At 36.5% G+C, this 21,590-nt stretch carries 22 protein-coding genes; 16 read left to right on the top strand and 6 right to left on the bottom strand.

Annotated elements, in window-relative coordinates; genetic code table 11:
• Positions 1-113 precede the first annotated feature (113 nt).
• Entirely contained in the window at positions 114-929 is an 816-nt protein-coding gene (gene recX / locus AAA926_RS03610) for a recombination regulator RecX (RefSeq protein WP_338211876.1), read from the top strand.
• 8 nt (positions 930-937) lie between these two features.
• Complete coding sequence (locus AAA926_RS03605) at positions 938-1,423, top strand: hypothetical protein (protein WP_338211875.1); 486 nt, start codon at positions 938-940, stop codon at positions 1,421-1,423.
• Here the strand turns inward: AAA926_RS03605 and AAA926_RS03600 are convergent.
• Entirely contained in the window at positions 1,420-1,881 is a 462-nt protein-coding gene (locus tag AAA926_RS03600) for a hypothetical protein (RefSeq protein WP_338211874.1), read from the bottom strand. The two genes, AAA926_RS03605 and AAA926_RS03600, sit on opposite strands and share 4 nt — an antisense overlap.
• Positions 1,882-1,980: 99 nt before the next feature.
• Here AAA926_RS03600 and AAA926_RS03595 point away from each other — a divergent pair, with 99 nt between their 5' ends.
• Both AAA926_RS03595 and AAA926_RS03590 read left to right on the top strand, forming a co-directional pair.
• Positions 1,981-2,853 carry a hemolysin family protein gene (locus AAA926_RS03595; RefSeq protein WP_338211873.1) on the top strand — a complete coding sequence of 291 codons (873 nt, stop codon included), beginning with the start codon at positions 1,981-1,983 and terminating at the stop codon, positions 2,851-2,853.
• On the top strand, positions 2,853-4,424 hold the full coding sequence (locus AAA926_RS03590; RefSeq protein ID WP_198180868.1) for a peptide chain release factor 3: 1,572 nt from the start codon (positions 2,853-2,855) through the stop codon (positions 4,422-4,424). Before AAA926_RS03595 ends, AAA926_RS03590 begins: the two co-directional genes overlap by 1 nt.
• 29 nt (positions 4,425-4,453) lie before the next feature.
• On the opposite strand, the gene AAA926_RS03585 is transcribed toward AAA926_RS03590, so the two are convergent.
• Entirely contained in the window at positions 4,454-4,735 is a 282-nt protein-coding gene (locus AAA926_RS03585; protein WP_198180867.1) for a DUF1827 family protein, read from the bottom strand.
• 127 nt (positions 4,736-4,862) lie between these two features.
• A complete protein-coding gene (locus AAA926_RS03580) occupies positions 4,863-7,073 on the bottom strand; it encodes an ATP-dependent Clp protease ATP-binding subunit (protein ID WP_338211872.1) in 2,211 nt (736 codons plus the stop codon).
• Between the two features lie 171 nt (positions 7,074-7,244).
• Here AAA926_RS03580 and ykzS point away from each other — a divergent pair, with 171 nt between their 5' ends.
• The 6 genes from ykzS to AAA926_RS03550 all read left to right on the top strand — a co-directional run bounded on the left by ykzS (position 7,245) and on the right by AAA926_RS03550 (position 11,887).
• Positions 7,245-7,427, top strand: coding sequence for a protein YkzS (gene ykzS, locus AAA926_RS03575; protein ID WP_046331841.1), 183 nt, complete (start codon positions 7,245-7,247; stop codon positions 7,425-7,427).
• A 113-nt stretch (positions 7,428-7,540) separates the two neighbouring features.
• The gene (locus tag AAA926_RS03570) at positions 7,541-7,807 is read left to right on the top strand and encodes a phosphocarrier protein HPr (protein ID WP_034977366.1); all 267 of its coding nucleotides are present in this window, start codon (positions 7,541-7,543) and stop codon (positions 7,805-7,807) included.
• Positions 7,807-9,540: a phosphoenolpyruvate--protein phosphotransferase gene (gene ptsP / locus AAA926_RS03565; protein WP_265892788.1), complete on the top strand. Its 1,734-nt coding sequence runs from the start codon at positions 7,807-7,809 to the stop codon at positions 9,538-9,540. Before AAA926_RS03570 ends, ptsP begins: the two co-directional genes overlap by 1 nt.
• Before the next feature lie 202 nt (positions 9,541-9,742).
• Positions 9,743-10,141, top strand: a complete 399-nt coding sequence (gene spxA, locus AAA926_RS03560) for a transcriptional regulator SpxA (protein WP_034977372.1) — start codon at positions 9,743-9,745, stop codon at positions 10,139-10,141.
• Between the two features lie 107 nt (positions 10,142-10,248).
• Positions 10,249-10,971, top strand: a complete 723-nt coding sequence (locus tag AAA926_RS03555) for an adaptor protein MecA (protein ID WP_265892787.1) — start codon at positions 10,249-10,251, stop codon at positions 10,969-10,971.
• 73 nt (positions 10,972-11,044) lie between these two features.
• The gene (locus AAA926_RS03550; RefSeq protein ID WP_338211871.1) at positions 11,045-11,887 is read left to right on the top strand and encodes a competence protein CoiA family protein; all 843 of its coding nucleotides are present in this window, start codon (positions 11,045-11,047) and stop codon (positions 11,885-11,887) included.
• Here the strand turns inward: AAA926_RS03550 and AAA926_RS03545 are convergent.
• Both AAA926_RS03545 and AAA926_RS03540 read right to left on the bottom strand, forming a co-directional pair.
• A complete protein-coding gene (locus tag AAA926_RS03545) occupies positions 11,873-12,493 on the bottom strand; it encodes a DsbA family protein (protein ID WP_198180862.1) in 621 nt (206 codons plus the stop codon). The genes AAA926_RS03550 and AAA926_RS03545 overlap by 15 nt on opposite strands.
• 73 nt (positions 12,494-12,566) lie before the next feature.
• Positions 12,567-13,190, bottom strand: a complete 624-nt coding sequence (locus tag AAA926_RS03540; protein WP_338211870.1) for a CYTH domain-containing protein — start codon at positions 13,188-13,190, stop codon at positions 12,567-12,569.
• Between the two features lie 356 nt (positions 13,191-13,546).
• Here AAA926_RS03540 and yjbM point away from each other — a divergent pair, with 356 nt between their 5' ends.
• The 3 genes from yjbM to AAA926_RS03525 are packed head-to-tail and all read left to right on the top strand — an operon-like array spanning position 13,547 to position 15,859.
• Positions 13,547-14,176 carry a GTP diphosphokinase gene (gene yjbM, locus AAA926_RS03535; protein WP_198180860.1) on the top strand — a complete coding sequence of 210 codons (630 nt, stop codon included), beginning with the start codon at positions 13,547-13,549 and terminating at the stop codon, positions 14,174-14,176.
• Complete coding sequence (locus AAA926_RS03530; RefSeq protein WP_198180859.1) at positions 14,176-14,982, top strand: NAD kinase; 807 nt, start codon at positions 14,176-14,178, stop codon at positions 14,980-14,982. The genes yjbM and AAA926_RS03530 overlap by 1 nt, the downstream gene beginning before the upstream one ends.
• Entirely contained in the window at positions 14,969-15,859 is an 891-nt protein-coding gene (locus AAA926_RS03525) for an RluA family pseudouridine synthase (RefSeq protein ID WP_265892785.1), read from the top strand. The genes AAA926_RS03530 and AAA926_RS03525 overlap by 14 nt, the downstream gene beginning before the upstream one ends.
• Positions 15,860-15,925: 66 nt before the next feature.
• Here the strand turns inward: AAA926_RS03525 and AAA926_RS03520 are convergent, their stop codons facing one another.
• Positions 15,926-16,960, bottom strand: coding sequence for a lactonase family protein (locus tag AAA926_RS03520; RefSeq protein ID WP_265892784.1), 1,035 nt, complete (start codon positions 16,958-16,960; stop codon positions 15,926-15,928).
• A 166-nt stretch (positions 16,961-17,126) separates the two neighbouring features.
• On the opposite strand from AAA926_RS03520, the gene AAA926_RS03515 reads away from it, so the two are divergent.
• From AAA926_RS03515 to AAA926_RS03505, 3 genes are all read left to right on the top strand, one after another.
• Entirely contained in the window at positions 17,127-19,883 is a 2,757-nt protein-coding gene (locus AAA926_RS03515; protein ID WP_265892783.1) for a cation-translocating P-type ATPase, read from the top strand.
• Positions 19,884-19,961: 78 nt separating this feature from the next.
• Positions 19,962-20,342: a PTS glucitol/sorbitol transporter subunit IIA gene (locus tag AAA926_RS03510; protein ID WP_198180855.1), complete on the top strand. Its 381-nt coding sequence runs from the start codon at positions 19,962-19,964 to the stop codon at positions 20,340-20,342.
• 13 nt (positions 20,343-20,355) lie between these two features.
• Complete coding sequence (locus AAA926_RS03505; protein ID WP_198180854.1) at positions 20,356-21,576, top strand: AI-2E family transporter; 1,221 nt, start codon at positions 20,356-20,358, stop codon at positions 21,574-21,576.
• The last annotated feature ends 14 nt before the right edge of the window (positions 21,577-21,590 follow it).

Raw genomic sequence — 21,590 nt, 5'->3', positions numbered from 1 at the left:
TCTACAATAAAATATTAAATGTTAATAATTAATTGTACTCCCAGTAAAAAGTATTTAGCAAGAAAGAGCAAAATTTGCTAGCATGGAATTAAGCGAGAGAAAGGTGATTTTTAATGCCAATTATTACTAAAGTCAGCAGTCAGAAAAGACCTGGCCGTTTTAATATCTTTTTAGACGGTAAGTACTCTTTTTCGGCCACTGAACAAACTGTAGCTGAATTCGTGCTCTTAAAAGGGCAGGAACTGTCTGAAGAACAAATTGTGGCAATTAAGCAATTTGATGCTGATGCCAAGGCAACAAATATTGCGGCTAATTATTTGAGTTACGAGCCTAGGACTGTTTTTGAAGTTTTACAATACCTCAATAAACATGGTATTGATAATGAATCTGCCCAGGCTGCGGTTAGTCAGATGACAGAAATGGGCTTTTTAGACGACGCCAAGTACGCCCAATTATTGGTCAGACAAAATCTGCGCATTGGCACCGATGGCCCTCTTAGCGTCAGTAATAAACTAAAGCAAAAGGGGATTGATCCTGAAATAATCGACAACACTTTAGCTGAAATAGCTGACGATAAATGGCTGGATGCTGGCAAAAGAGTACTCAAATCAATGAAAAGCAAGGTAGGTAAGTTGTCACAGCGAGAATTGGAACGCAAAATGACAACTAAGTTGTTAAACCATGGCTTTTCCAGTGCTCTGGCAAGTGCAATAATTGGGCAAATGGATTTTGCTCAAAATGATGAAGATCAAATCGCAGCCTTAAAAAAGCAGGGCATAAAAGCATATAAACGTTTTCGCCGCTTACCTGAAAGCCAAAGACAGAATAAAATACGCAATTATCTTTTTACACATGGTTTTGCCAGCAATGAAATTGATGCCTTTCTGGCCGGTGAAATTATTCCTTTAGATGAACTAGCTGAGTATTAGGAGAATTTATGAAAAAACTGCAAGAAAAAATAACATTTGTTGGTCATCCTTTTCCAGATCAAGTGATGGATGAAGAAAAAACTTTTAATCAGGCAAACATGGAAATGGAACAAAATCAAGCTTTTCAAGATTTTATTAGCAAAAACAATTTGAAAAATACTAGGAGCAGCCTAATAGTTTTTGGACCTGAAAACTTTATGTATTGGTATGGTGTCGTTGCACCAAATGATGTTGAAGTTCCTCAAGGTTTAATGAGATTTGTTTTGCCTGAAACTCAAGTAGCAATTGAAGAAAAAACTGATCAAAATATTTCCTTTTTTAGTCAACCTTTAAATGTGGTAATTTCACAGTTTTTAGCTGCTGTTGCGGATGAGGGCATTAAAATTTATCAAAATCCGGGAGATAGTTTAACTCCCTACGTTTTGCAAAACTTGAATTTAGACACAAAAAAACTGACCCAAGAATTATATCTTGAAGACAGTCTTAAAAATTAGTGTTGCTTGGGATCAATTGATAGGTTGTCGTATTCAACATATGCACCCAGACAAGTTGACAAGAGCATAATCAGCATCACAATTCCGACTGATTTACCCACAATTTGGTCAAGAGTTAGAAATTCACGAACCACAAAAGTAGCAGCAAAACAGAGAATGAAATCCAAAATTACGTTAGCAATTTGCAAAAGGTAGCGTCGTCTGATACTGAAAAAACGTAGCAATTGCTTCAAGAAGCCATCGTTTATTTCTACTGCCAGCAAGTCGACCGGTCTTTGAATCGTTGCCTTAATGGCAAACATAATTAAGGCACCGACTGTTGCGCCAATAGTAGTGCGCAAAAAATCAGCCGAATGCAAAACCAAAGCATCATAGCCGATACCAATAATGGTGAGACTACACAGATAGGGAATTAACAGCAGAAAGGTGAAAACAAGTATAACATGACTTTTTTTCATAGTTTGACCTCATTTCTTACGTGCTATTCTAACATATTGTGTGCGTACATGATATAATGTTGGTATTTAATACGTTATTTTAAGAAAGAGAGCAATAAAATGGCTAGCGACCCCGACAAGGGGAATTTATTTGAGCGTTTCAAGAATAAATTTTCCCCTACAAACGATGAAGAAACAAGAGAGCACTTAATTTCAGAAATTGAAGATTTACATAAAAATAAGAAAATTAATGACAATGAATTTTCAATGTTAAATGCAGTTTTGGATTTTCAGGGACGGATGGTACGTGAAGTGATGGTACCCAGAATTGATGCTTTTATGGTTGATTGCCAGGAAAGTTTGCAGGATCATCTCAAAGAAATACTGCGTGAACCATATTCCAGAATACCGGTTTATCAACATGATAAGGATAAAATAGTTGGTATCATTCATATTCGTACTGTTTTGCGTAAGGCCTGGGAAAAAGGCTTTGATAAGATTACCTATGATGATGTCATGAATCCACCACTTTTTGCGCCGGAAACAACCGAACTTAGAGAATTACTAGTTGAGATGCAGCAAACACAGCAGCAATTAGCTATTTTAACCGATGAATATGGTGGGGTGGTCGGAATTGCAACCATTGAGGATATTATCGAAGAGATAGTCGGTAATATTGATGATGAAGTGGACCAAACCGAAGTTTTAGTGCATCAAATTGCCCCTAATAAGTATGTCATTTATGGTAAAATGCCTCTTGATGATTTTAACGAACAATTCGGCACAAATCTGGAAATGGAAGACGTAGATACCATTGCCGGCTACATGATCACTAAATTAGGCATAATTCCTGCCAAAGGAGAAAAACTATCGGTTAAATTAAATAACGGCATGGTTTTAACTACCAGAAGAATGATGCGTTCGAGATTGATGACCGTTTTATTAACTATACCTGAAGAAAAACCTAAAAAGAAAGAAGAACAAAATACTTAATGAGTAATGAACTGTTAGATAAGGTAAATAAAAGAAGAACATTTGCTATCATATCGCACCCAGATGCAGGGAAGACTACGATCACGGAGCAAATGCTTCTTTTTGGTGGTGTGATTCGCAGTGCCGGGACGGTTAAAGCGCGTAAAAGCGGCCATTATGCTACTAGTGACTGGATGGAAATTGAAAAACAACGTGGTATCTCAGTTACCAGTTCCGTCATGCAATTTGAATATCAGGGAAAGAGAATTAATATTCTTGATACTCCTGGGCATGAAGACTTTTCCGAAGATACTTATCGTACTTTAATGGCAGTTGACTCAGCAGTCATGGTGATTGATTCTGCTAAAGGTATCGAACCTCAAACTAAAAAATTATTTAAGGTCGTAAAACAAAGGGGGATTCCAATTTTTACCTTCATGAACAAGTTGGATCGTGACGGCAGACCGCCGTTAGATTTGATTGCTGAACTTGAAGATCTGCTAGGCATTGAAGGTGTGGCCATGAATTGGCCTATTGGCTCGGGCCAAACCTTGCAAGGACTATATGATATCGCTAATAACCAAATTGAAATGTATCATAAAGATGGCCCTGACCGCTTTTTGCCACTAGATAAAGATGGTAAATTGCCAGACAGTGAACCCTTTAGTCAGAACCCGCAGTTTCAAGATACCCTAGGAGAAATTGAATTAATTAAAGAAGCTGGCAACCAATTTGACTTGCAAAAAATTGCTAAAGGTGATCAAACCCCAGTATTCTTTGGTTCTGCCTTAACCAATTTTGGTGTTGAAACTTTCCTGCAAAGCTTTGTCAAAATGGCTCCTGCTCCTGCAAGTCATACAGTTAATGAAACTGAAGACCTGGCTCCTGATGATCCTGAGTTTTCTGGTTTTGTGTTTAAAATTCAGGCTAATATGAATCCTCATCACCGTGATCGTATTGCTTTTGTCCGTATTGGCAGTGGCGAATTTAAAAAAGGCTTGGATGTAACTTTGGCTCGGACTGGTAAACCGATTAGACTTAATAATGCCACCGAGTTTATGTCGAGTGAAAGGATGCAAGTTTCAGATGCAGTTGCCGGGGATATAGTTGGCTTATATGATACCGGTAATTTTCAAATTGGTGATAGCATTTATGCTGGTAAAAACAAAGTGGTTTATCCACCACTACCAGAATTTACTCCTGAATTATTTGTCAGAGTCACTGCAAAAAATGTGATGAAACAGAAATCATTTCATAAAGGAATGGTCCAACTGGTTCAAGAAGGTGCGATTCAGTTATACCAAAATTATCAAACCGATGAGTATATCTTGGGTGCTGTTGGTCAATTGCAATTTGAAGTTTTCAAATTCAGAATGAAAAATGAGTACAATTCAGATGTTGAGATGACCAATATTGGTCATCGCGTAGCGCGCTGGATTGCTCCTGAACAGCTTGATCCAGCTATGGCAAATAGCCGAAATCTGCTAGTTAAAGATCGTTATGGTCAACCACTATTTTTGTTTGAAAATCAATTTGCAGAGCGGTTTTTCAAAGACAAATATCCTGATGTTAAACTAACTGAAAAGTTGTAATAAAAAAACTGGCATTGAAGCCAGTTTTTTTATTTATCAATATGGATTTCAATGACATGTTGACTTTTATCAAAGGTCAACATATATGAAGGGTCTTTTTCTTTAATTAAGCGTTCAATCACAAAATCTGTTTCCTCTTTGCGCACTCGGCGATTGTGATTTTCCAAAACAATTCCGATCGCCTTATCACTTTCGGTGTAGATAACAGAGGTATTACCCAAAGAGTAAACCTTAACATAATTTACATTGGTCGAATTTAATTGACTGTGAACTAGGTCCCTATAGCTATTGGTTACATCTATTAAATGCATGGATTTCACCCGTTTCTTCTAGTAGTTCTTTTTATTTTAGTATACAACTTATCAACACTTTTTTCTTTAATAAAAAGCATGATTATTATTATCTGTAATAATCATGCTTAATGAAGAGTTACTTTAACTAATTATTTGTAGATTGATCAACTGACTCACTGGCACTGTTTTCATTATTATCTTCACTAATGATAATTTGATTATCAGAAACACTGGCAAGTAAGTTCTTGGCAGTTGGATGATCAAGTTTGTAGTCAGCAACCTTGTCTTCAATTTCCTCCTGAATAGTTCTACGTAATGGTCTTGCACCCATAGCAGGATTGTAACCTTCCTCAACTAGTTTCTTCTTAGCATCTTCACTAACCGTGATTTGTAAACCTTGGTTCTTAACCATGTCATTAACATCGGTGAGCATTAAGTTGACAATTTTCACTAAGTCGTCCTTAGTTAATTCGTTGAATTCGATCACGTCATCTAAACGGTTTAAGAATTCAGGCTTAAAGAATTGACTCATTGAGTTTCTAGCAGTATCAGGTTTATCTTTAGCATTTTCAGCAGCAAAACCTACACTGGCATTTTTAATACCCTGACCAGCATTAGAAGTCATGATAATAATTGTATCTTTGAATGATACCGTTCTGCCTTGAGAATCGGTCAAGCGCCCATCATCTAATATCTGCAGGAAAAGATTCATAACAGCTGGATCGGCTTTTTCAATTTCGTCCAGCAAGATCAAACTATACGGATGACGACGTACACGTTCAGTTAATTGACCAGCTTCTTCATAGCCGACATAACCAGGTGCCGAACCAATCAATTTGGAAACTGAATATGATTCCATATATTCTGACATATCGAAACGAATTAGAGCATTTTCTGAACCAAACATTTGCTTGGCCAACTGTTTAGCCAGTTCAGTTTTACCGACACCAGTTGGTCCAACAAAGAGGAAGGAGCCAATTGGACGACCTGACTTATTAAAGCCAATCCGATTACGCCTTATTGCTCGTGCCAGCTTGTCAACAGCTTTATCTTGTCCAATAACATGAGCTTTAAGATTCGGTGCCAAGTTTTGTAACTGGTTTTCTTCTTGCTTTTGCAAGTCGCCAACGGGTATGCCAGTTTTTTCTTCCACGATTTTATTCATAATTTTACTAGTGATCACTGGCGATTTATCCGGATCAACCTTTTGGTCTTTCATCTTATTATATTTTTCAATTTGATCGCGGTAGTAGGCAGCTTTTTCATAATCTTCGTTCTTTAAGGATTCCTGCTTTAGTTTTTGGGCTGCATCAATTCGTTCTTTCATTTTATCTTTATCAACGTATGGAATTGTCAGATTCATGCGTGAACCTGCTTCATCAAGCAAATCGATTGCCTTATCAGGTAAGAAACGATCTTGAATATAACGCTCAGATAGTTCAGCAGCAGCCTTAATGGCATCATCAGTGTAGTGAACGTGATGATAATCTTCATAGCGCTTTTGAATACCCTTTAAGATCTGGATAGTTTCTTTAACCGAAGGCTCTTTAACGTCAACGGGTTGGAAACGTCTTGCTAAAGCAGAATCTTTTTCAATTTCACGATATTCCTTTAAAGTTGTCGCACCAACTAGTTGTAAATCACCTCGGGCAAGAGCCGGTTTGATAATATTGCCTGCATCCATTCCGCCTTCAGCATTGCCTGCGCCGACTATTTCGTGAATCTCATCAATAAAGAGAATAATATCATCGTGATTTTCCACTTCTTTAAGAAGTTGCTGCATACGCTGTTCAAATTGACCACGAATGCCTGTACCTTGCACTAAAGAAACAACATTTAATGATATTATTCTTTTGTCTTGCAGCTTGGCAGGAACTGAGCCATCGACAATTTGTTGGGCCAGGCCTTCAACTACAGCAGTTTTACCGACACCGGCTTCACCAATTAAAACTGGGTTGTTTTTTGTTCTGCGGTTTAAAATTTCAATCACACGTGCGATTTCTTTATCGCGTCCAATGACCGGGTCAATCTTGCCCTTTCTTGCCAGTGCAGTTAGATCTGTTCCATATTGATCTAAAAGTGAACGACCACCGCCAGCACCATTGTTTCCATTGGCATTGCCGGGTCCGCCATTACTCATTCTTGGATCTCCTGGGTTTCCAGCGTTGCCATTGTAATTAAACAGGTCACTAAAATCACCAAAAAAACCATTATTGTCATTATTCATATTAATATTTCCTTGTTGTTTAAGTTGTTGATAACATTGTCCGCATAAATTAATTTCGCGACTTTGTCCATTGACCTTTGCAAATAAGTGAATGGAAGCTGGTCGTTTTTGACAGTTTTGACAAAGCATTGTATTACCGCCTTTCATATCAGTTTACTAAATTATATAATTAGCACTCGGAATAATCAAGTGCTAAAACTTGGATCTTATTATTTGTAAGTATGCTAAATATGCTAAAATACATGTAGGCAAAAATCAAAAATGTTGCTGAAATAATATAGATTAAAAGCGGTGGTAAATTTGGATTATCAAAAAATTCTTGAGCAGTTGGCAGATGGTGAACTAGATCATTATGAGGTTGATCCTAAAGATGCTTTTGAATTTCAATCTGCATTAAGGTCTTTTGGTAAAAGGCAAAACATAACGGGAAAGGCCTTGCGGGGCGGTAAAATAATTTATTCGCAGTCCAAGACTGGAGTTTAATGATGTAAACTGTTACATTTATGTTGTCTAATTCACAAAAAAATGATAGTCTAAGTAAGCGAATAGGTATTTACTACCGTTTTGATTTTTTGAATTAAAAGGAGATATATATAATGGAAAAACGCGATTTTCATGTTGTTGCAGAAACAGGTATTCATGCTCGTCCAGCTACTTTGCTAGTACAAGCAGCTTCTAAGTTTGGTTCAGATATCAACTTGGAATACAATGGTAAATCAGTTAACTTGAAGTCAATCATGGGTGTAATGTCACTCGGAGTTGGCAAAAATGCTGACGTTACGATCAGTGCTGATGGTGATGATGAAAAAGACGCAATCAACGCTATTTCTGAAACAATGAAAAAAGAGGGTTTAGCTGAATAATGACCAAGACTTTAAAAGGAATTGCTGCAAGTGATGGTATTGCTGTAGCACCAGCCTATCTCTTGGTTGAACCTGATCTTTCATTTTCAAAAACTACGGTTAGCGATGTTGAAAGTGAATTAGCACGCTATAAGAAGGCAATTTCAGTATCAACTGCTGAAGTTGAAAAAATCCGTGATAGCGCAAAAAAGAGTTTAGGTGAAGATGAAGCTCAAGTTTTTGAAGCTCACCTGATGATCTTAAATGATCCTGAATTTACTGGTGCCATCGAGAATGAAATTAAGGAACAAAAAGTTAATAGTGAAGCTGCGCTAGACGAAACTGCACAAAAATTTATCAGTATTTTTGAAGGAATGACTGATAACACTTACATGCAGCAACGTGCAGCTGATGTACGAGACGTTTCTAAGAGAATTATGGCTCATTTGCTGGGCAAAGAATTACCTAACCCTGCATCAATTGATCACGAAGTAATTGTGGTAGCTCATGACTTGACACCAAGTGACACTGCTCAATTAAATAAAAAGTTTGTTAAGGGCTTTGTTACTGACATTGGTGGTAGAACTGCGCATTCAGCAATTATGGCTCGTTCTTTAGAATTACCAGCTGTTGTAGGTACTGAATCAATCACAAAGGATGTCCAAAATGGTGATACAGTCGCTGTTGATGGCCTGAATGGTGATGTTGTCGTTAAGCCGACTGACAGTGAAATTGCGGAATATAAGCAAAAGAGTGCCGACTTCTTGAAGCAGAAAGCTGAATGGGAAAAATTAAAGAATGAACCATCAGTAACTGCAGATGGTAAAAAATTCACAATTGCAGCTAATATTGGTACGCCAAATGACATGCAAGGGGTAAATGACAACGGTGCTGAGGCTGTTGGTCTTTATAGAACTGAATTCTTGTATATGGACTCAAAGGATTTCCCAACAGAGGATGAACAATTTGAGGCTTATAAGGAAGTTATCGAAGGCATGCATGGTAAGCAGGTTATTATCAGAACCATGGACATTGGTGGAGATAAGCATCTTGATTACTGGGACTTACCAGAAGAAATGAACCCATTTTTAGGTGTACGTGCAATTAGACTTTCACTGCAAAATGAGGATATTTTCCGTACTCAGCTTCGTGCTTTATTACGTGCGTCAGCTTATGGTAAGTTAGGCATCATGTTCCCAATGATTGGTACCTTAAATGAATTACGCAAGGCTAAAGCAATTTTAGCTGAAGAAAAAGACAAGCTGGAGGCAAAGGGCGTTAAAATCGGTTCAGACCTAGAAGTAGGAATGATGATTGAAGTTCCAGCTGCTGCCGTTTTAGCCGACCAATTAGCAAAAGAAGTTGACTTCTTCTCAATTGGTACTAATGATTTAATCCAATATACAATGGCTGCTGATCGTGGTAATGACAATGTTTCTTACCTGTATCAACCTGCAAATCCATCAGTTCTACGTTTAATAAAACATACAATTGATGCAGCTCACGAAAACGGTATTTGGTGTGGCATGTGTGGTGAAGCTGCTGGTGACAGTACCATGTTCCCAATTCTCTTGTCAATGGGCTTAGACGAGTATTCAATGAGTGCTACTTCAATTTTACGAATCAGAAGTTTGATGAAGAAACTTGACACTAATGATATCAAGGAATTAGCTAATAAAGCTTGTTATGTTTCAGAAACTGCTGAAGAAAACGAAAAATTGGTTAGCGATTTAATGAAAAAAGTGAACAATTAAATATATTTTTTAAAAAGGGTACAATTTTTAAAATTTGTGTATCCTTTTTTAATTTCTTTAATCTTTCTTGGTAAAAAATTCACAGAATATTCATTTTTTGAACTTAACATAAGAATATAGTCAGTTGTGGAAAACACTACTTACAAAAAAGAAGTAGTATGTTATAATAATTTAGAAAACAATTTAAAGGAGCGTGAAATATATGGTCAACTTATATATATCTCCGAGCTGTACATCATGTCGCAAAGCAAAGGCTTGGTTAAAGAAACATGACATTCCCTTTAAGGAAAGGAATATTTTTTCAGAGCCCTTGACAAAAGACGAGCTGATGCAAATTTTGCGAATGACTGAAAACGGTACGGAAGAAATTATTTCTACGCGTTCAAGAGCCTTTCAACAACTTAAAGTTAATCTTGATGATCTGTCGATAGACCAACTGCTTGACTTAGTGGAAAAAAATCCTAGTTTATTAAGACGTCCAATTATTATGGATGATCGGCGTTTGCAAGTGGGGTATAATGAAGATGAAATTCGGCGCTTTTTACCAAGAAAAGTGCGTCGTCTTGAGCTTGAAGAAATGCAAAAGATAGCTGATTTATAAAATTCAGGTAAGTTTAAAATAAAAGCGTTAGTTTTTAAACTAACGCTTTTATTTTATGAGTAAAGTACGCTACAATAGAACAAAGAATCTGATGGAGGTGAGAACTCATGCAAGTAGATCATATAAACAATAATACGATTCGCGTGAGAATAGGTAAACAAGAATTAGCTAATCGTGGTCTCAAAGTTTTAGATTTACTAGGTGATAAAAATAAAATCCAGCATTTCTTTTATTCAATTTTGGATGAAATTGACACTGATCATTCTTTTAGTCAGGATGCACCGGTAACTTTTCAAGTAATGCCTAATAACGGTGGGCTTGATTTATTAATCACTAAAGTGACAGAGAAAGATCGTAATAATCTTGCCCAATTATTTGATAATGATTTTATTGACAACCATAAAAAGAATAATGATGCTCGTAAATCTTTTCTTGACCTTGAGCCTGAAGATGAAGAAACAGATAAAGATGATTCAAATGAACCAGCAGATTCTTCTCAACCTAAAGTTAAGAAGCAGTTTTGGAAATTGCAGAAAAAGCAGGCATATAGTTTTACTGACCTTGATCAAGTAACTGAATTAGCGGATAGTCTTGAAGCTAATGATTTGTCTTCCAGTCTTTATTTTGAGCGGGGGAAATTTTACTTAGAGCTGATTTTTACTAGTCAAGACTATGCAGAAATAAAGCCCGCTGATGCATGGGCAATTGCAAATGAATATGGTATTAAAGTAAAAACAAGTGAAATGGCTCGTGTGCGAACTAATGGTAAATGTTTGCTAACTAATGATGCATTAGATCAACTGCGGCATTATTTTAGCGGCATTAAATAAAATAATATAATAGCTGAATAAAAAGGGCAGGTTAATTCCTGCCTTTTTGCGTACTTATTTTTAGGTGATAAATATGTACGCAGCACTGTTAAATAATACTTTGGTTTTAGCTGTTGAGGAAGCTAAATTGACCAAAAGGAATAACGAAGTAAAGAAACATTATTTTTGCCCTCATTGTGAACGAGAAATGCAATTAGTATGTAAAGATAAGCAGTCCTATTTTAAACATATACCTTCTAAAATAAACTTATGCGGGGAAAATAAGGAACATGCCCAGAGTAAAAGAATACTGACACAAGCACTGAGAGAAGTACATTTTAATGCGCAAACAGAAGTTAATCTTGCTAATGGACAGTTACGAGCTGATATATTAGCAGCCTCAAACTTAGCCTTCGAGATTCAGTGCGCTCCTTTAAATAAGTCAGAATTTCGCCACCGCCATTTTTTGTATAGGCAAATAGGCGTTAAAGATATATGGATAGTGGGCAAGAGACATTTTTTAGGACAAAACTTAAAAAAGTCGCAGCTTATTTTCTTTCGCAGAAACAATTTTTGGCGAGATTATTATTTAGAGATTGATCCTTTTAAAAAAATTATTAGGCTAAAATATAACGTTTTGCTTGAGCCATTAACAAACAAGGTTCATTTCCAAAAGGAAAAATTCGCTATCAGTGCAAAAGGTTTAAAAAGCTTGTGGCATTTTCACCCTTTATTGCAAAAATATCATGTTAATCCTAAAGAGCAAAAGCGATATCTGCAAATGCAGCTAAAACATATGAGTTTGAAGGGCATGCAAATTGCAAATTTGCTATATAAAAAAAGGCAAACCATAGATGATTTGCCGCCTTGGGTTTTTACCAGTTTTCGAAAAATAGATTCACCAGATAATGTAAGTAAATATTTAAATCAGTCGTAAATGTCGCACCGGATAATAGCCCTTTGGGTCACTGGCGACACAACCCTTATCCTTAAGAAGCTTTATTAGTTTGTCATGTGCAAGAATGCCTTCTAGCATTACGCCATTATAATTGCCACTTTCATTAAAAATAATAGTTGTAGGGAAATTGCGAACATTAAATTTACGTGCAAGATCCTTGTCTTGTTGGATAGATTCATCAACATAGTGGGCAATTTTGCGATCATTTATACGATCAAAATCCAAGTCTAAACTTTCTGCAATTTGTCTAGGCAAATTTTCTGAATATTTATTGAAATCGGTGCTAATAACACGCTGCAAAGCAACTAAATAAGCACGTGCTTTTTTGTTACCATATTCTATCTTAATCGCATTGTAATGCCGTAAGACCTGAAAAGAAACAATTGTATATTGCGGTACGTCTTTTATTTTCTGTCCATCATTTTTTCTTCTAATAATGTCCTCTTTGATTACTTTAGTATTTATAATCGGAACAAAATGAAATGAAGAGTTGATATTAAGTTCATTAATTGCGTCTTTGATTAAAACTTCCGTATTATAACAATATATACCAACGGGATTAACAAAAAGAAAAATCTCGAACATGATCAGGCTCCTCCAATACTGATTATTAAGTATAAAATTTTTAAATATCTATCCTTTGAAAATTTACCTTCAATTATATTCTAACACGATGTCTGTAAGCGCGTGCAATTTTCGCCTGGTTAGTGTTAGCATAATTTTGTGTAAACTGATATTCTTTTTTTAATTTTGCCAGAGTTTCTGCTATCAAGTCTGGGTTGCGATTTTCAATCTCAAGTTCAAAATCTTCGTAGTTGTCTGGATAAGTGTTATCATCAAAAGTTAACTCACAATTTTTTGGTCCATTTGCTAATATGCGATGAGTTTTGCAATAAGTCTGTAAATGAAGGCTTAATTTCTGTGAAAATTTCTGATTCAAATATTTTCCTGCACTATACTTAAAAATTATAGGCGATCCAGTGGCTCCCTGCTTAATAAATGCTTTTGCTTCATTTAATTTTAAGGAATCATTAATTTCTATTGCTTCATGGAAATCGTTTTGTATGGGATTCTTATTTGGAACCTTAAGAGTTTGCTCTGCATGGTCACGAAAAAGCCTAATGCGGCAGCTTATATTAGATTGTTTTAGCAAACCGTCACTGGTATCAAAATAATAATTTTCCTGGTTAAAACTGTGTTTTAGTGGAAAATCATGACAAAGTTTTAGATATATTGCCTTAGGTAAAATGATTTTAGCTTCAATTTCATTGTTTTGTGACATTTTATAATACTCCATTCAATATTGTGGCTATCAAAGAATTCCCTTTAACATTTCGTGCCGAAGTCTATATTTATTTTAAGAACTACCCTCTAAAAATGAAAAGCAACTGCAGTTAGATTTTAAAATTCCCCTAAATTAGTGAAAAAAGCGCTAAAGCTATGATAGTATAGCCTAATTGAAATTAATAAATTTATCATATTATTAAAAGGTTCAATGTGCAAGAAATAAGACCTTATAATAACTTTTCTAGTTTCTGTATAGGAAAATGCCATTTTATTAAGGCAAATGATTACATGAAATTGCTATCATATAATTTATGTTAAAATGAATATGCTGTTTGAGAAAGGGTTATTTCTATGAATTATGATTGGGATAATTTTTTATGGCCATATGAAGAGGCCGTGCGAGAATTAAAGGTGAAGTTTCGTTCTTTGAGACAAAGTTTTTTGACCCAAGAAGAACATTCACCGATTGAATTTGTGGTCGGCAGAGTAAAAACTGTTGACTCAATTAAGGAAAAAATGCAAAGGCGTGTTATCAGTCCAGATGTGATTGAGACTGATATGCAAGACATAGCCGGAATAAGGATAGTCTGTCAATTTGTCGATGATATTTATAAGGTGGTAGACTTAATACATGCACGTGATGATATGGAAGTCATTGAAGAACGTGATTATGTTAAAAATGCTAAACCTTCAGGCTATCGCTCTTATCATATGGTTATTTCTTATACGGTTTACTTGCCAACAGGACCCAAAAAATTATTAGCCGAAATTCAGATTAGGACTCTAGCAATGAATTTTTGGGCTACTGTTGAGCATACTCTTAATTATAAATATCAGGGTTCTTATCCAAAAGATATTTCTGAAAGACTAAAATCTACTGCAGAAACGGCTTATAAACTTGATGAAGAAATGTCTTTGATAAAAGATGAAGTACAAGAAGCGCAGAAGGTTTTTACTAAAAACAAGGGTAAGGAAAAATAATGAGAATTACAATTGCCCATAACACCAATCAAGAGACTTTAAAGGTGGTAGCGCACTTGCGAAAATTGTTAGAAACCAAAGAGGGCGTTGTCTTTGATGCCAAATATCCAGATGTAGTGATTACTGTCGGCGGTGATGGCACTTTGATCAATGCCTTTCACCGATATGAAAATCAAATTAGTTCAATTCGCTTTATCGGTATCCACACTGGACACTTGGGCTTTTATACTGATTGGCGTGGTCCAGAAGTTGATAAAATGGTAGACGCATTGTTTTTAAGGGAACCTGAATCTGCCAGCTATCCGCTCTTAGAGGTGGAACTTTTAACTGAAGCTAATGAAAAAAAGCATTTTTTAGCTTTAAATGAGTCAGCAGTAAAGCGCGTATCACACACTCTTGAAGCTAAAGTTTATATTGATGATCAATTATTTGAGAATTTTAGGGGAGACGGATTGTGTATCTCAACTCCAACTGGCTCAACAGGGTATAATAAATCGCTTGGTGGTGCAGTAATCCATCCGAGACTTAAAGCGTTGCAAATGGCGGAAATAGCTTCTATCAATAATCGTATTTTTAGATCCTTGTCATCACCAATTGTACTCGCTCCCGAGCAGTGGATTACCATAGTTCCTAAAGCTGATCACTTTGTGATGACTATTGACGGTCGTCGGATTAACATTCGCAATGCCAAAAAGATTGATTACCGTATTTCTAGTAAGGAAATCCATTTTGACAGGTTTGGACATACCCATTTTTGGTCAAGAGTTCAAAGTGCATTTATCGGAGATAACGATGACACTATTTAAAGTTACTGTGGATGAAAAAGCCCCCAAAAAATTGGGGATTTTTTTATTAAAGAATGGTTTTTCAAAAAGAGCTGTCAATAATGCTAAAAATGCGGGTGGAATGATTCTTGTTAATCATAAAAGGCGCTATACAAACTTCATTTTACATACCGGTGATGAAGTGATTTTCATTCCAGGTCAGGAAAAAAGCAATCCGTGGCTGGTACCTTCACCAGAACCTCTTGAAGTTGTTAAAGAAACAGGAAATTACCTCGTTGTCAACAAACCTGCAGGGATTTTATCGATTCCTTCTCGCTACGATGATAACGCGCTCGTTAACCAAATTTTAGGTTATTTTGAGCGCAAAAAAAGTGTGCGTACCAAGCCGCACATTGTAACGCGACTTGATCGCGACACTTCTGGTTTAGTTTTGGTTGGTAAAAATGCTATTGCTCATGCACGTTTTAGTCAAATTCCTAAGGACAAATTTGTTAAAAAATATCACGCAATTGTTCATGGAAATTTTGACTTAGATGAACTAACGGGTATCATTGATCAGCCCATTGGGCGCAAGGGAACTTCTATCGTGCGCAGTATTGATTCTTCAGGTAAGAAGGCAAAAACAGTTTATAAAGTGATTGCACAAAAGCCCAATGCCAGCTTAGTAGAATTGCGTCTTTATACCGGGCGAACTCATCAAATTCGCTTGCACATGCAGTTTATCGGTCATCCGCTATATGGGGATCCATTATATGGGGAAAAAGATAATTTTAACAGGCAAGCACTAAATTGCTTTTACTTAGAATTTTCTGATCCTTTCAGGAAAGAAAGGCAAGTTAATATTGAGATCCCTGATCCACCAGATATGCAAAAATTGTGGCAGGGTATTCCTAAATAATTTTTAAAAATATATACAATAAAAGAGTTGCCTTTAATCAGGACAACTCTCTTTCGTTTTCCGAAATTATTCACTAAAAAGTACGCGGGTTCCTTCTGGAACAAAAATATTCTTTTGCACAGGAGTCAAACAGCCATTTTTAGAATCACGGGTATATAAAGTAGCATTATCTGAATTTTGATTAGTTGCCACCACGTATTTTTCGTCTTTATCCCAGTTAAAATCTCGCGGAAATTCACCAAAGGTTGAGATTCTTTGGCGTAGCTGTAATGTGTGATCATCATTGACTGCAAAAACAGTAATGGTATCGTGGCCACGATTGGAAGCATAAATAAATTTACCATCTTTACTAATTTTAATAGCAGCTGCGCCATTGTGGTCTGAATAGTCATCAGGGATGGTTGAATAAGTGGCAAAATTCTCAAATTGCCAGTTAGTTTCATCAAACTTGACTAAATTAATTTTACTTGAAAGCTCACCAACAACATAAAAATAATGGCCATCAGGACTGAAAACAATGTGGCGACTGCCAAAACCGGGTTCGTTTTGATACTTGGCTAGGTGATGCAGCTTATTATTTTTAAAACTGTAAAAATCAAGGCAGTCATTACCTAAATCACAACTTACTAAATTGCCTTGTGGTGTTTGATCAAAAAAGTGCGGGTGGGGACCATCAGCTTGCTCGGGACACGGCCCCAAAGAATCAGCAGTGTGTGTAACAGAATCGAGCAAACTTAATTTACCTTCATCATCATATGCAAATACAGCAAGAACAGCTGTATGATAATTTGCTGTATAGAGTAATTTTTTTTCACTGTTAATGCCAATGTAAGCGGGTGACGAACCGGCAGTTAAGTAAGAATCTTTTTCTTGATACTTACCGTCAACGAGCTCAAATGAGCTGATGCCTCCTTTATCCCCTGCGTTATTAATAGTAAAAATGAATTTGCCGTCTTGGACAAAATAAGTTGGACCTCCAACTTTTATTACCTCTTTAGCTGGTCCCATCTGCATTTCTAATCCATTTTCTGCACGGGTAAGTGGTAATTCATAAATTCCCGTTGACTTTTTTTTGGTGTATCCTCCGATTAATAATTTCATGCTTGAAAAGCCTCCAATTTCATTTATAATTGTCTCAACAATTAGTATAGCATGACACGCAATTGTAAAAATATTGAGTGACTTTAACATTTTAAAAAGTGGTAAAGTATGGTGTCGGCTTTATTAGTTTAAAATTGAAAGTTTTGAAATAAGAGGTATGTTGGGAATGGAAGAAAATAAAATTCGAGAGCTTTATGCTAAGAATGATATTTCTGAAGTTTATACTAATCTTCACTCATCTTCTGCAGGTTTAACTACTGCAGAAGCAACCGCAAGATTGGCTAAATATGGTCGTAATGAAATTAAAAAATCTCAAGAAGAGTCTGAATGGAAGACTTTTTTTAAGAACTTTATAAGTATGATGGCAATCTTGTTATGGATTTCCGGAGCTGTAGCAATGTTCAGTGGCACCCTTGAATTGGGAATTGCCATTTGGCTGGTTAATATTATTAACGGTTTGTTTAGTTTTTGGCAAGAAAGAGCTGCCAAAAGAGCAACCGATGCTTTGAATAACATGTTGCCAACCTATGTTCAGGCAATTCGTGACGGTAAAAAAACGCAGATTGATGCTAAAGAACTGGTTCCTGGAGACGTATTTATTCTTCAAGCAGGTAATGCTATTCCAGCAGATGCCAGGCTAATTACTGCCAGCTCGATGCAGGTTGACCAAAGTGCCTTAAATGGTGAATCTGTGCCTGAATCAAAAACTACGGATTACGCACCGGGCGAAGGCAGCTACGCGGAAGCTAACTTGGTTTACTCCGGAACAACAGTTGGCTCAGGTACCGCTCGTGCAATAGCATTTGCTACGGGAATGAATACTGAATTCGGTAAAATAGCACAGTTAACTCAAAAGCAAAATAAAGTAGATAGTCCACTAACCCAAGAACTAAACCGTCTGACCAAGCAATTATCAATTATTGCTGTTTCGATAGGCATTTTGTTCTTGATTGCAGCAATTTTCTTTGTGAAATATCCGTTTGCTAAAGCATTTATTTTTGCTTTAGGGATGATTGTAGCTTTTATCCCAGAAGGATTATTACCTACTGTAACTCTTAGCTTAGCCCAGGGTGTTAAACGCATGGCCAAAAAACATGCACTGGTTAAGGAATTAAATTCTGTTGAAACACTAGGCGAAACTACAGTTATTTGTTCCGACAAAACGGGTACCTTAACTCAGAACCAAATGACTATTCATTACATTTGGACTCCGCAAAATGAATACAAGGTCACAGGCAACGGCTATGTCAATAATGGCCAAATTGAGTTAAACAATAAACAGTTGTGGTATGAGGAAAACCCCGACTTGCACAAGTTGGTGCAGATAGCATCTCTCGACAATGATACAGCTGTTCAACCCAGCAAGGTTAAAGGGGGCAAACCTAAGATTTTGGGCACCCCAACTGAAGCTTGTTTAATTATTATGGCGGAAAAAGCAGGCTTTGATCGCCAAAAGGTTTTAGTAAAATATCCCCGATTAAGAGAATTGCCTTTTGACTCTAATAGAAAGCGGATGTCAACTATTCACCGCTGGAATGATCACCAATATATCATTTTTACTAAAGGTTCTTTTAGTGATGTGATTAAGCAGTGTGACCAAATTCAAGTAGACGGTAAAGTTCGAGCCCTGACTGACGATGATAAGAAACGAGCCGAAAAACATAATGCTGACTATGCTGCTAAAGGACTTCGCAGTATGGCCATGGCTTATCGAATTGTAGAAAAAGAAAATACTGATGTTACCAAGTTGACTATTGAGACAGCTGAACAACATTTAGTATTTGTGGGCTTGACCACAATGAGTGATCCACCTCGGCCAGAAATATATAACGCTGTTAAACGTTGTCACCAAGCAAAAATTAAAATTATCATGGTAACTGGGGATTCCAAGTTGACAGCCAAGTCTGTTGCTGTCCAAATTGGTTTAACATCAGACAAGGCACGAGTCATATCTGGCGATGAACTGGAAACCATGAGTAATGCAGATTTACGCGAAGCTTTAAAAGGAGAAGTAATTTTTGCGCGGGTAGCTCCAGAGCAAAAATATAAAGTTGTCAAGACTTTACAGGAAAATGGTGAAATTGTAGCTTCTACCGGTGACGGAGTTAACGATGCTCCTGCTTTGAAGCAGGCAGATATTGGTATAGCAATGGGCCTGACTGGCACTGATGTAGCTAAAGATGCTGCTAATATTATCTTAACTGATGATAATTTTGCTTCAATTGTTGCCGCGATTGAAGAAGGCCGTGCCGTATATAGTAATATCCGTAAGTTCTTAACCTATATTTTGACTTCCAATGTACCAGAAGCCTTTCCCTCAATATTGTTCCTATTTTCTGGAGGCATGATTCCTTTGCCGATGACTGTAATGCAGATTTTAACAGTCGACTTGGGAACGGATATGTTGCCAGCATTAGGACTTGGCGGGGAAGCGGTTGATCCAGATGTTATGAAACAAGCACCGCGAAAGCGTAATGAGCATTTGCTCAATAAAAGTGTCATCATTAAAGCATTTTTGTGGTACGGTTTGATTTCCAGTGCTATCTCCATTGGCGCATATTTCTTCGTGAATTTCCAAAACGGTTGGCCGCATGTGCCTTTAGCAGCTAATGGTCCAGTTTATATGCGTGCAACCACAATGGTTTTGGGAGCAATTATTTTTACGCAGATCGCAAATGTCTTAAATTGCAGAACAAATAAAGTTTCACTGTTTAAGAAAGGCATATTTAGTAACCGGAACATTTGGTACGGTATTGTATTTGAAATACTACTGTTTTTAGCTTTAACGGTTACACCTGGCTTGCAGCAGTTATTCAATACGACAAGATTATTGCCGGTTGACTGGCTATTCCTATTCTGTTTGCCAATACCGTTAGTTATTATTGATGAAATTAAAAAATGGCTACTTTACCATAAAAAATAAAGAAGTAACAAAAAAACCGCCTATATATTAGTTAAGCGGTTTTTGTTATGCTAAAATTAAAGCTTAAGGAGAACAATTATGAAATGGACAGCAACTATTACAAAAATTGGTAAACAAGCTATTGAACCTAAGGGTAATATGGTGATTTTATTTGGTGAAAATGTCACTCCAGAATTAGTCGATGTTTCAGTTATTCAAAAGTTTGATCCCCAAACTCTTCCCACTGGTTTTATTATGAAAAAGGGCGATACAATTACTATTGATGGCCAGACCTATGTTGCTGACTTTGTTGGCTCCATGGTTGCCAGCGATATGAGAGCTCTGGGTCACGTTACCTTATTTTTTAATCAGAAAAAGTCAAAAAATCCACTAGCTAACGGTGTGTATTTCACTTTAGAGGATAAACAGACAATACCTGAATTCAATATCGGTGATGACATAATATATGAGCATATTTGATTAGGATGATTTGATGGACTACGAGAAGAAGCATAAAAAAAGAACCATATTTCAGAAATGGTTTTTGAATAATCGTTTTAGTATTGCGCTACTAAACATTTTGTTGTTCTTCCTTGTGATTTGGTTGTTCAACAAGATATCATTTGTTTTAAATCCCGCTAAGGTCTTTGTAAGTGCAATTCTTCCCCCACTGATGCTGGCTTTGATTCAGTTTTATATTATGAATCCGCTGGTAGATATTTTAGAGCGGAAGTTTAAAGTACCAAGGATTATCACTATTCTTGGGTTATTTGTTTTGGTAGCAGTTTTGCTCGTTTGGATAGTTAATACTTTATTGCCAATTGTTCAAAGTCAAATTAACTCGTTAATTGTACATTGGCCTCATATCTGGAAGGATGCAACAAATGCGGTACAGGATTGGCTGAGTAATCCGCAACTGCATAGTGTAAAGGGCAATATTAATGATGCTATCAATCGTGCTCAAGATATGCTCTTTAAATCAGGTCACGAAGCTATCAATGCAACTTTAAGCAATATTTCTTCGGCAATAAGTGTTGTAACCATTATTGTTATGACTTTGCTTACTGCACCCTTTATTCTTTTCTTTATGTTAAAAGATGCTCATAATCTGAGGCCATATTTAACACAATTTGCACCGAAACGCTGGCAAAAAAGTTTTGGTGAGCTTCTTTACGACATTAATACTGCTCTAGCATCTTATATTAGGGGACAACTTACTGTTGCCTTTTGGGTCGGAATCATGTTTGCCATTGGTTACAGTATCATTGGACTTCCGTATGGCATTGCCCTTGCCGTTTTAAGCGGTATTCTTAACCTTATTCCATATTTTGGTACTTTTATTTCCTTTATACCTGTAATCGTAATTGCTATTATGCTTTCTGTGCCAATGGTAATTAAAGTTTTGGTAGTTTTTGCAATCGAACAGACCATTGAGTCTAGAGTTATTAGTCCTTTGGTAATGGGAAATAAGATGGAAATGCATCCTGTTACTACTATTTTATTATTGATAGGCTCAAGTGCTGTTTGGGGACTTTGGGGCGTCATTTTTGGTATCCCCATTTATGCTATTTTAAAAATCATCATTTTACGTGTTTATAATTATTACCGGAAGGTTTCGCAAGTTTTTAAGGAAGATGAAGAAAACGTCCAAGTTGTGGCTGAAAACTCGAATAATTTAAGCGGGAAATCAGAAGAAAAGGCGCCAAAAAAATAATTCTTATTTGTGAA

The sequence above is a fragment of the Lactobacillus juensis genome, assembly GCF_036246285.1.
Lineage (GTDB): Bacteria > Bacillota > Bacilli > Lactobacillales > Lactobacillaceae > Lactobacillus > Lactobacillus juensis.
The sequence above is the reverse complement of the archived record's forward strand: the minus strand, read 5'-3'. Positions and strand labels throughout refer to the sequence as shown.

Excerpts from the sequence above, each read along its gene's own strand:
- recX (WP_338211876.1), top strand. The coding sequence starts at position 114 with ATGCCAATTATTACTAAAGTCAGCAGTCAGAAAAGACCTGGCCGTTTT.
- AAA926_RS03605 (WP_338211875.1), top strand. The coding sequence starts at position 938 with ATGAAAAAACTGCAAGAAAAAATAACATTTGTTGGTCATCCTTTTCCA.
- AAA926_RS03600 (WP_338211874.1), bottom strand. The coding sequence starts at position 1,881 with ATGAAAAAAAGTCATGTTATACTTGTTTTCACCTTTCTGCTGTTAATT.
- AAA926_RS03595 (WP_338211873.1), top strand. The coding sequence starts at position 1,981 with ATGGCTAGCGACCCCGACAAGGGGAATTTATTTGAGCGTTTCAAGAAT.
- AAA926_RS03590 (WP_198180868.1), top strand. The coding sequence starts at position 2,853 with ATGAGTAATGAACTGTTAGATAAGGTAAATAAAAGAAGAACATTTGCT.
- AAA926_RS03585 (WP_198180867.1), bottom strand. The coding sequence starts at position 4,735 with ATGCATTTAATAGATGTAACCAATAGCTATAGGGACCTAGTTCACAGT.
- AAA926_RS03580 (WP_338211872.1), bottom strand. The coding sequence starts at position 7,073 with ATGCTTTGTCAAAACTGTCAAAAACGACCAGCTTCCATTCACTTATTT.
- AAA926_RS03570 (WP_034977366.1), top strand. The coding sequence starts at position 7,541 with ATGGAAAAACGCGATTTTCATGTTGTTGCAGAAACAGGTATTCATGCT.
- ptsP (WP_265892788.1), top strand. The coding sequence starts at position 7,807 with ATGACCAAGACTTTAAAAGGAATTGCTGCAAGTGATGGTATTGCTGTA.
- spxA (WP_034977372.1), top strand. The coding sequence starts at position 9,743 with ATGGTCAACTTATATATATCTCCGAGCTGTACATCATGTCGCAAAGCA.
- AAA926_RS03555 (WP_265892787.1), top strand. The coding sequence starts at position 10,249 with ATGCAAGTAGATCATATAAACAATAATACGATTCGCGTGAGAATAGGT.
- AAA926_RS03550 (WP_338211871.1), top strand. The coding sequence starts at position 11,045 with ATGTACGCAGCACTGTTAAATAATACTTTGGTTTTAGCTGTTGAGGAA.
- AAA926_RS03545 (WP_198180862.1), bottom strand. The coding sequence starts at position 12,493 with ATGTTCGAGATTTTTCTTTTTGTTAATCCCGTTGGTATATATTGTTAT.
- AAA926_RS03540 (WP_338211870.1), bottom strand. The coding sequence starts at position 13,190 with ATGTCACAAAACAATGAAATTGAAGCTAAAATCATTTTACCTAAGGCA.
- yjbM (WP_198180860.1), top strand. The coding sequence starts at position 13,547 with ATGAATTATGATTGGGATAATTTTTTATGGCCATATGAAGAGGCCGTG.
- AAA926_RS03530 (WP_198180859.1), top strand. The coding sequence starts at position 14,176 with ATGAGAATTACAATTGCCCATAACACCAATCAAGAGACTTTAAAGGTG.
- AAA926_RS03525 (WP_265892785.1), top strand. The coding sequence starts at position 14,969 with ATGACACTATTTAAAGTTACTGTGGATGAAAAAGCCCCCAAAAAATTG.
- AAA926_RS03520 (WP_265892784.1), bottom strand. The coding sequence starts at position 16,960 with ATGAAATTATTAATCGGAGGATACACCAAAAAAAAGTCAACGGGAATT.
- AAA926_RS03515 (WP_265892783.1), top strand. The coding sequence starts at position 17,127 with ATGGAAGAAAATAAAATTCGAGAGCTTTATGCTAAGAATGATATTTCT.
- AAA926_RS03510 (WP_198180855.1), top strand. The coding sequence starts at position 19,962 with ATGAAATGGACAGCAACTATTACAAAAATTGGTAAACAAGCTATTGAA.
- AAA926_RS03505 (WP_198180854.1), top strand. The coding sequence starts at position 20,356 with ATGGACTACGAGAAGAAGCATAAAAAAAGAACCATATTTCAGAAATGG.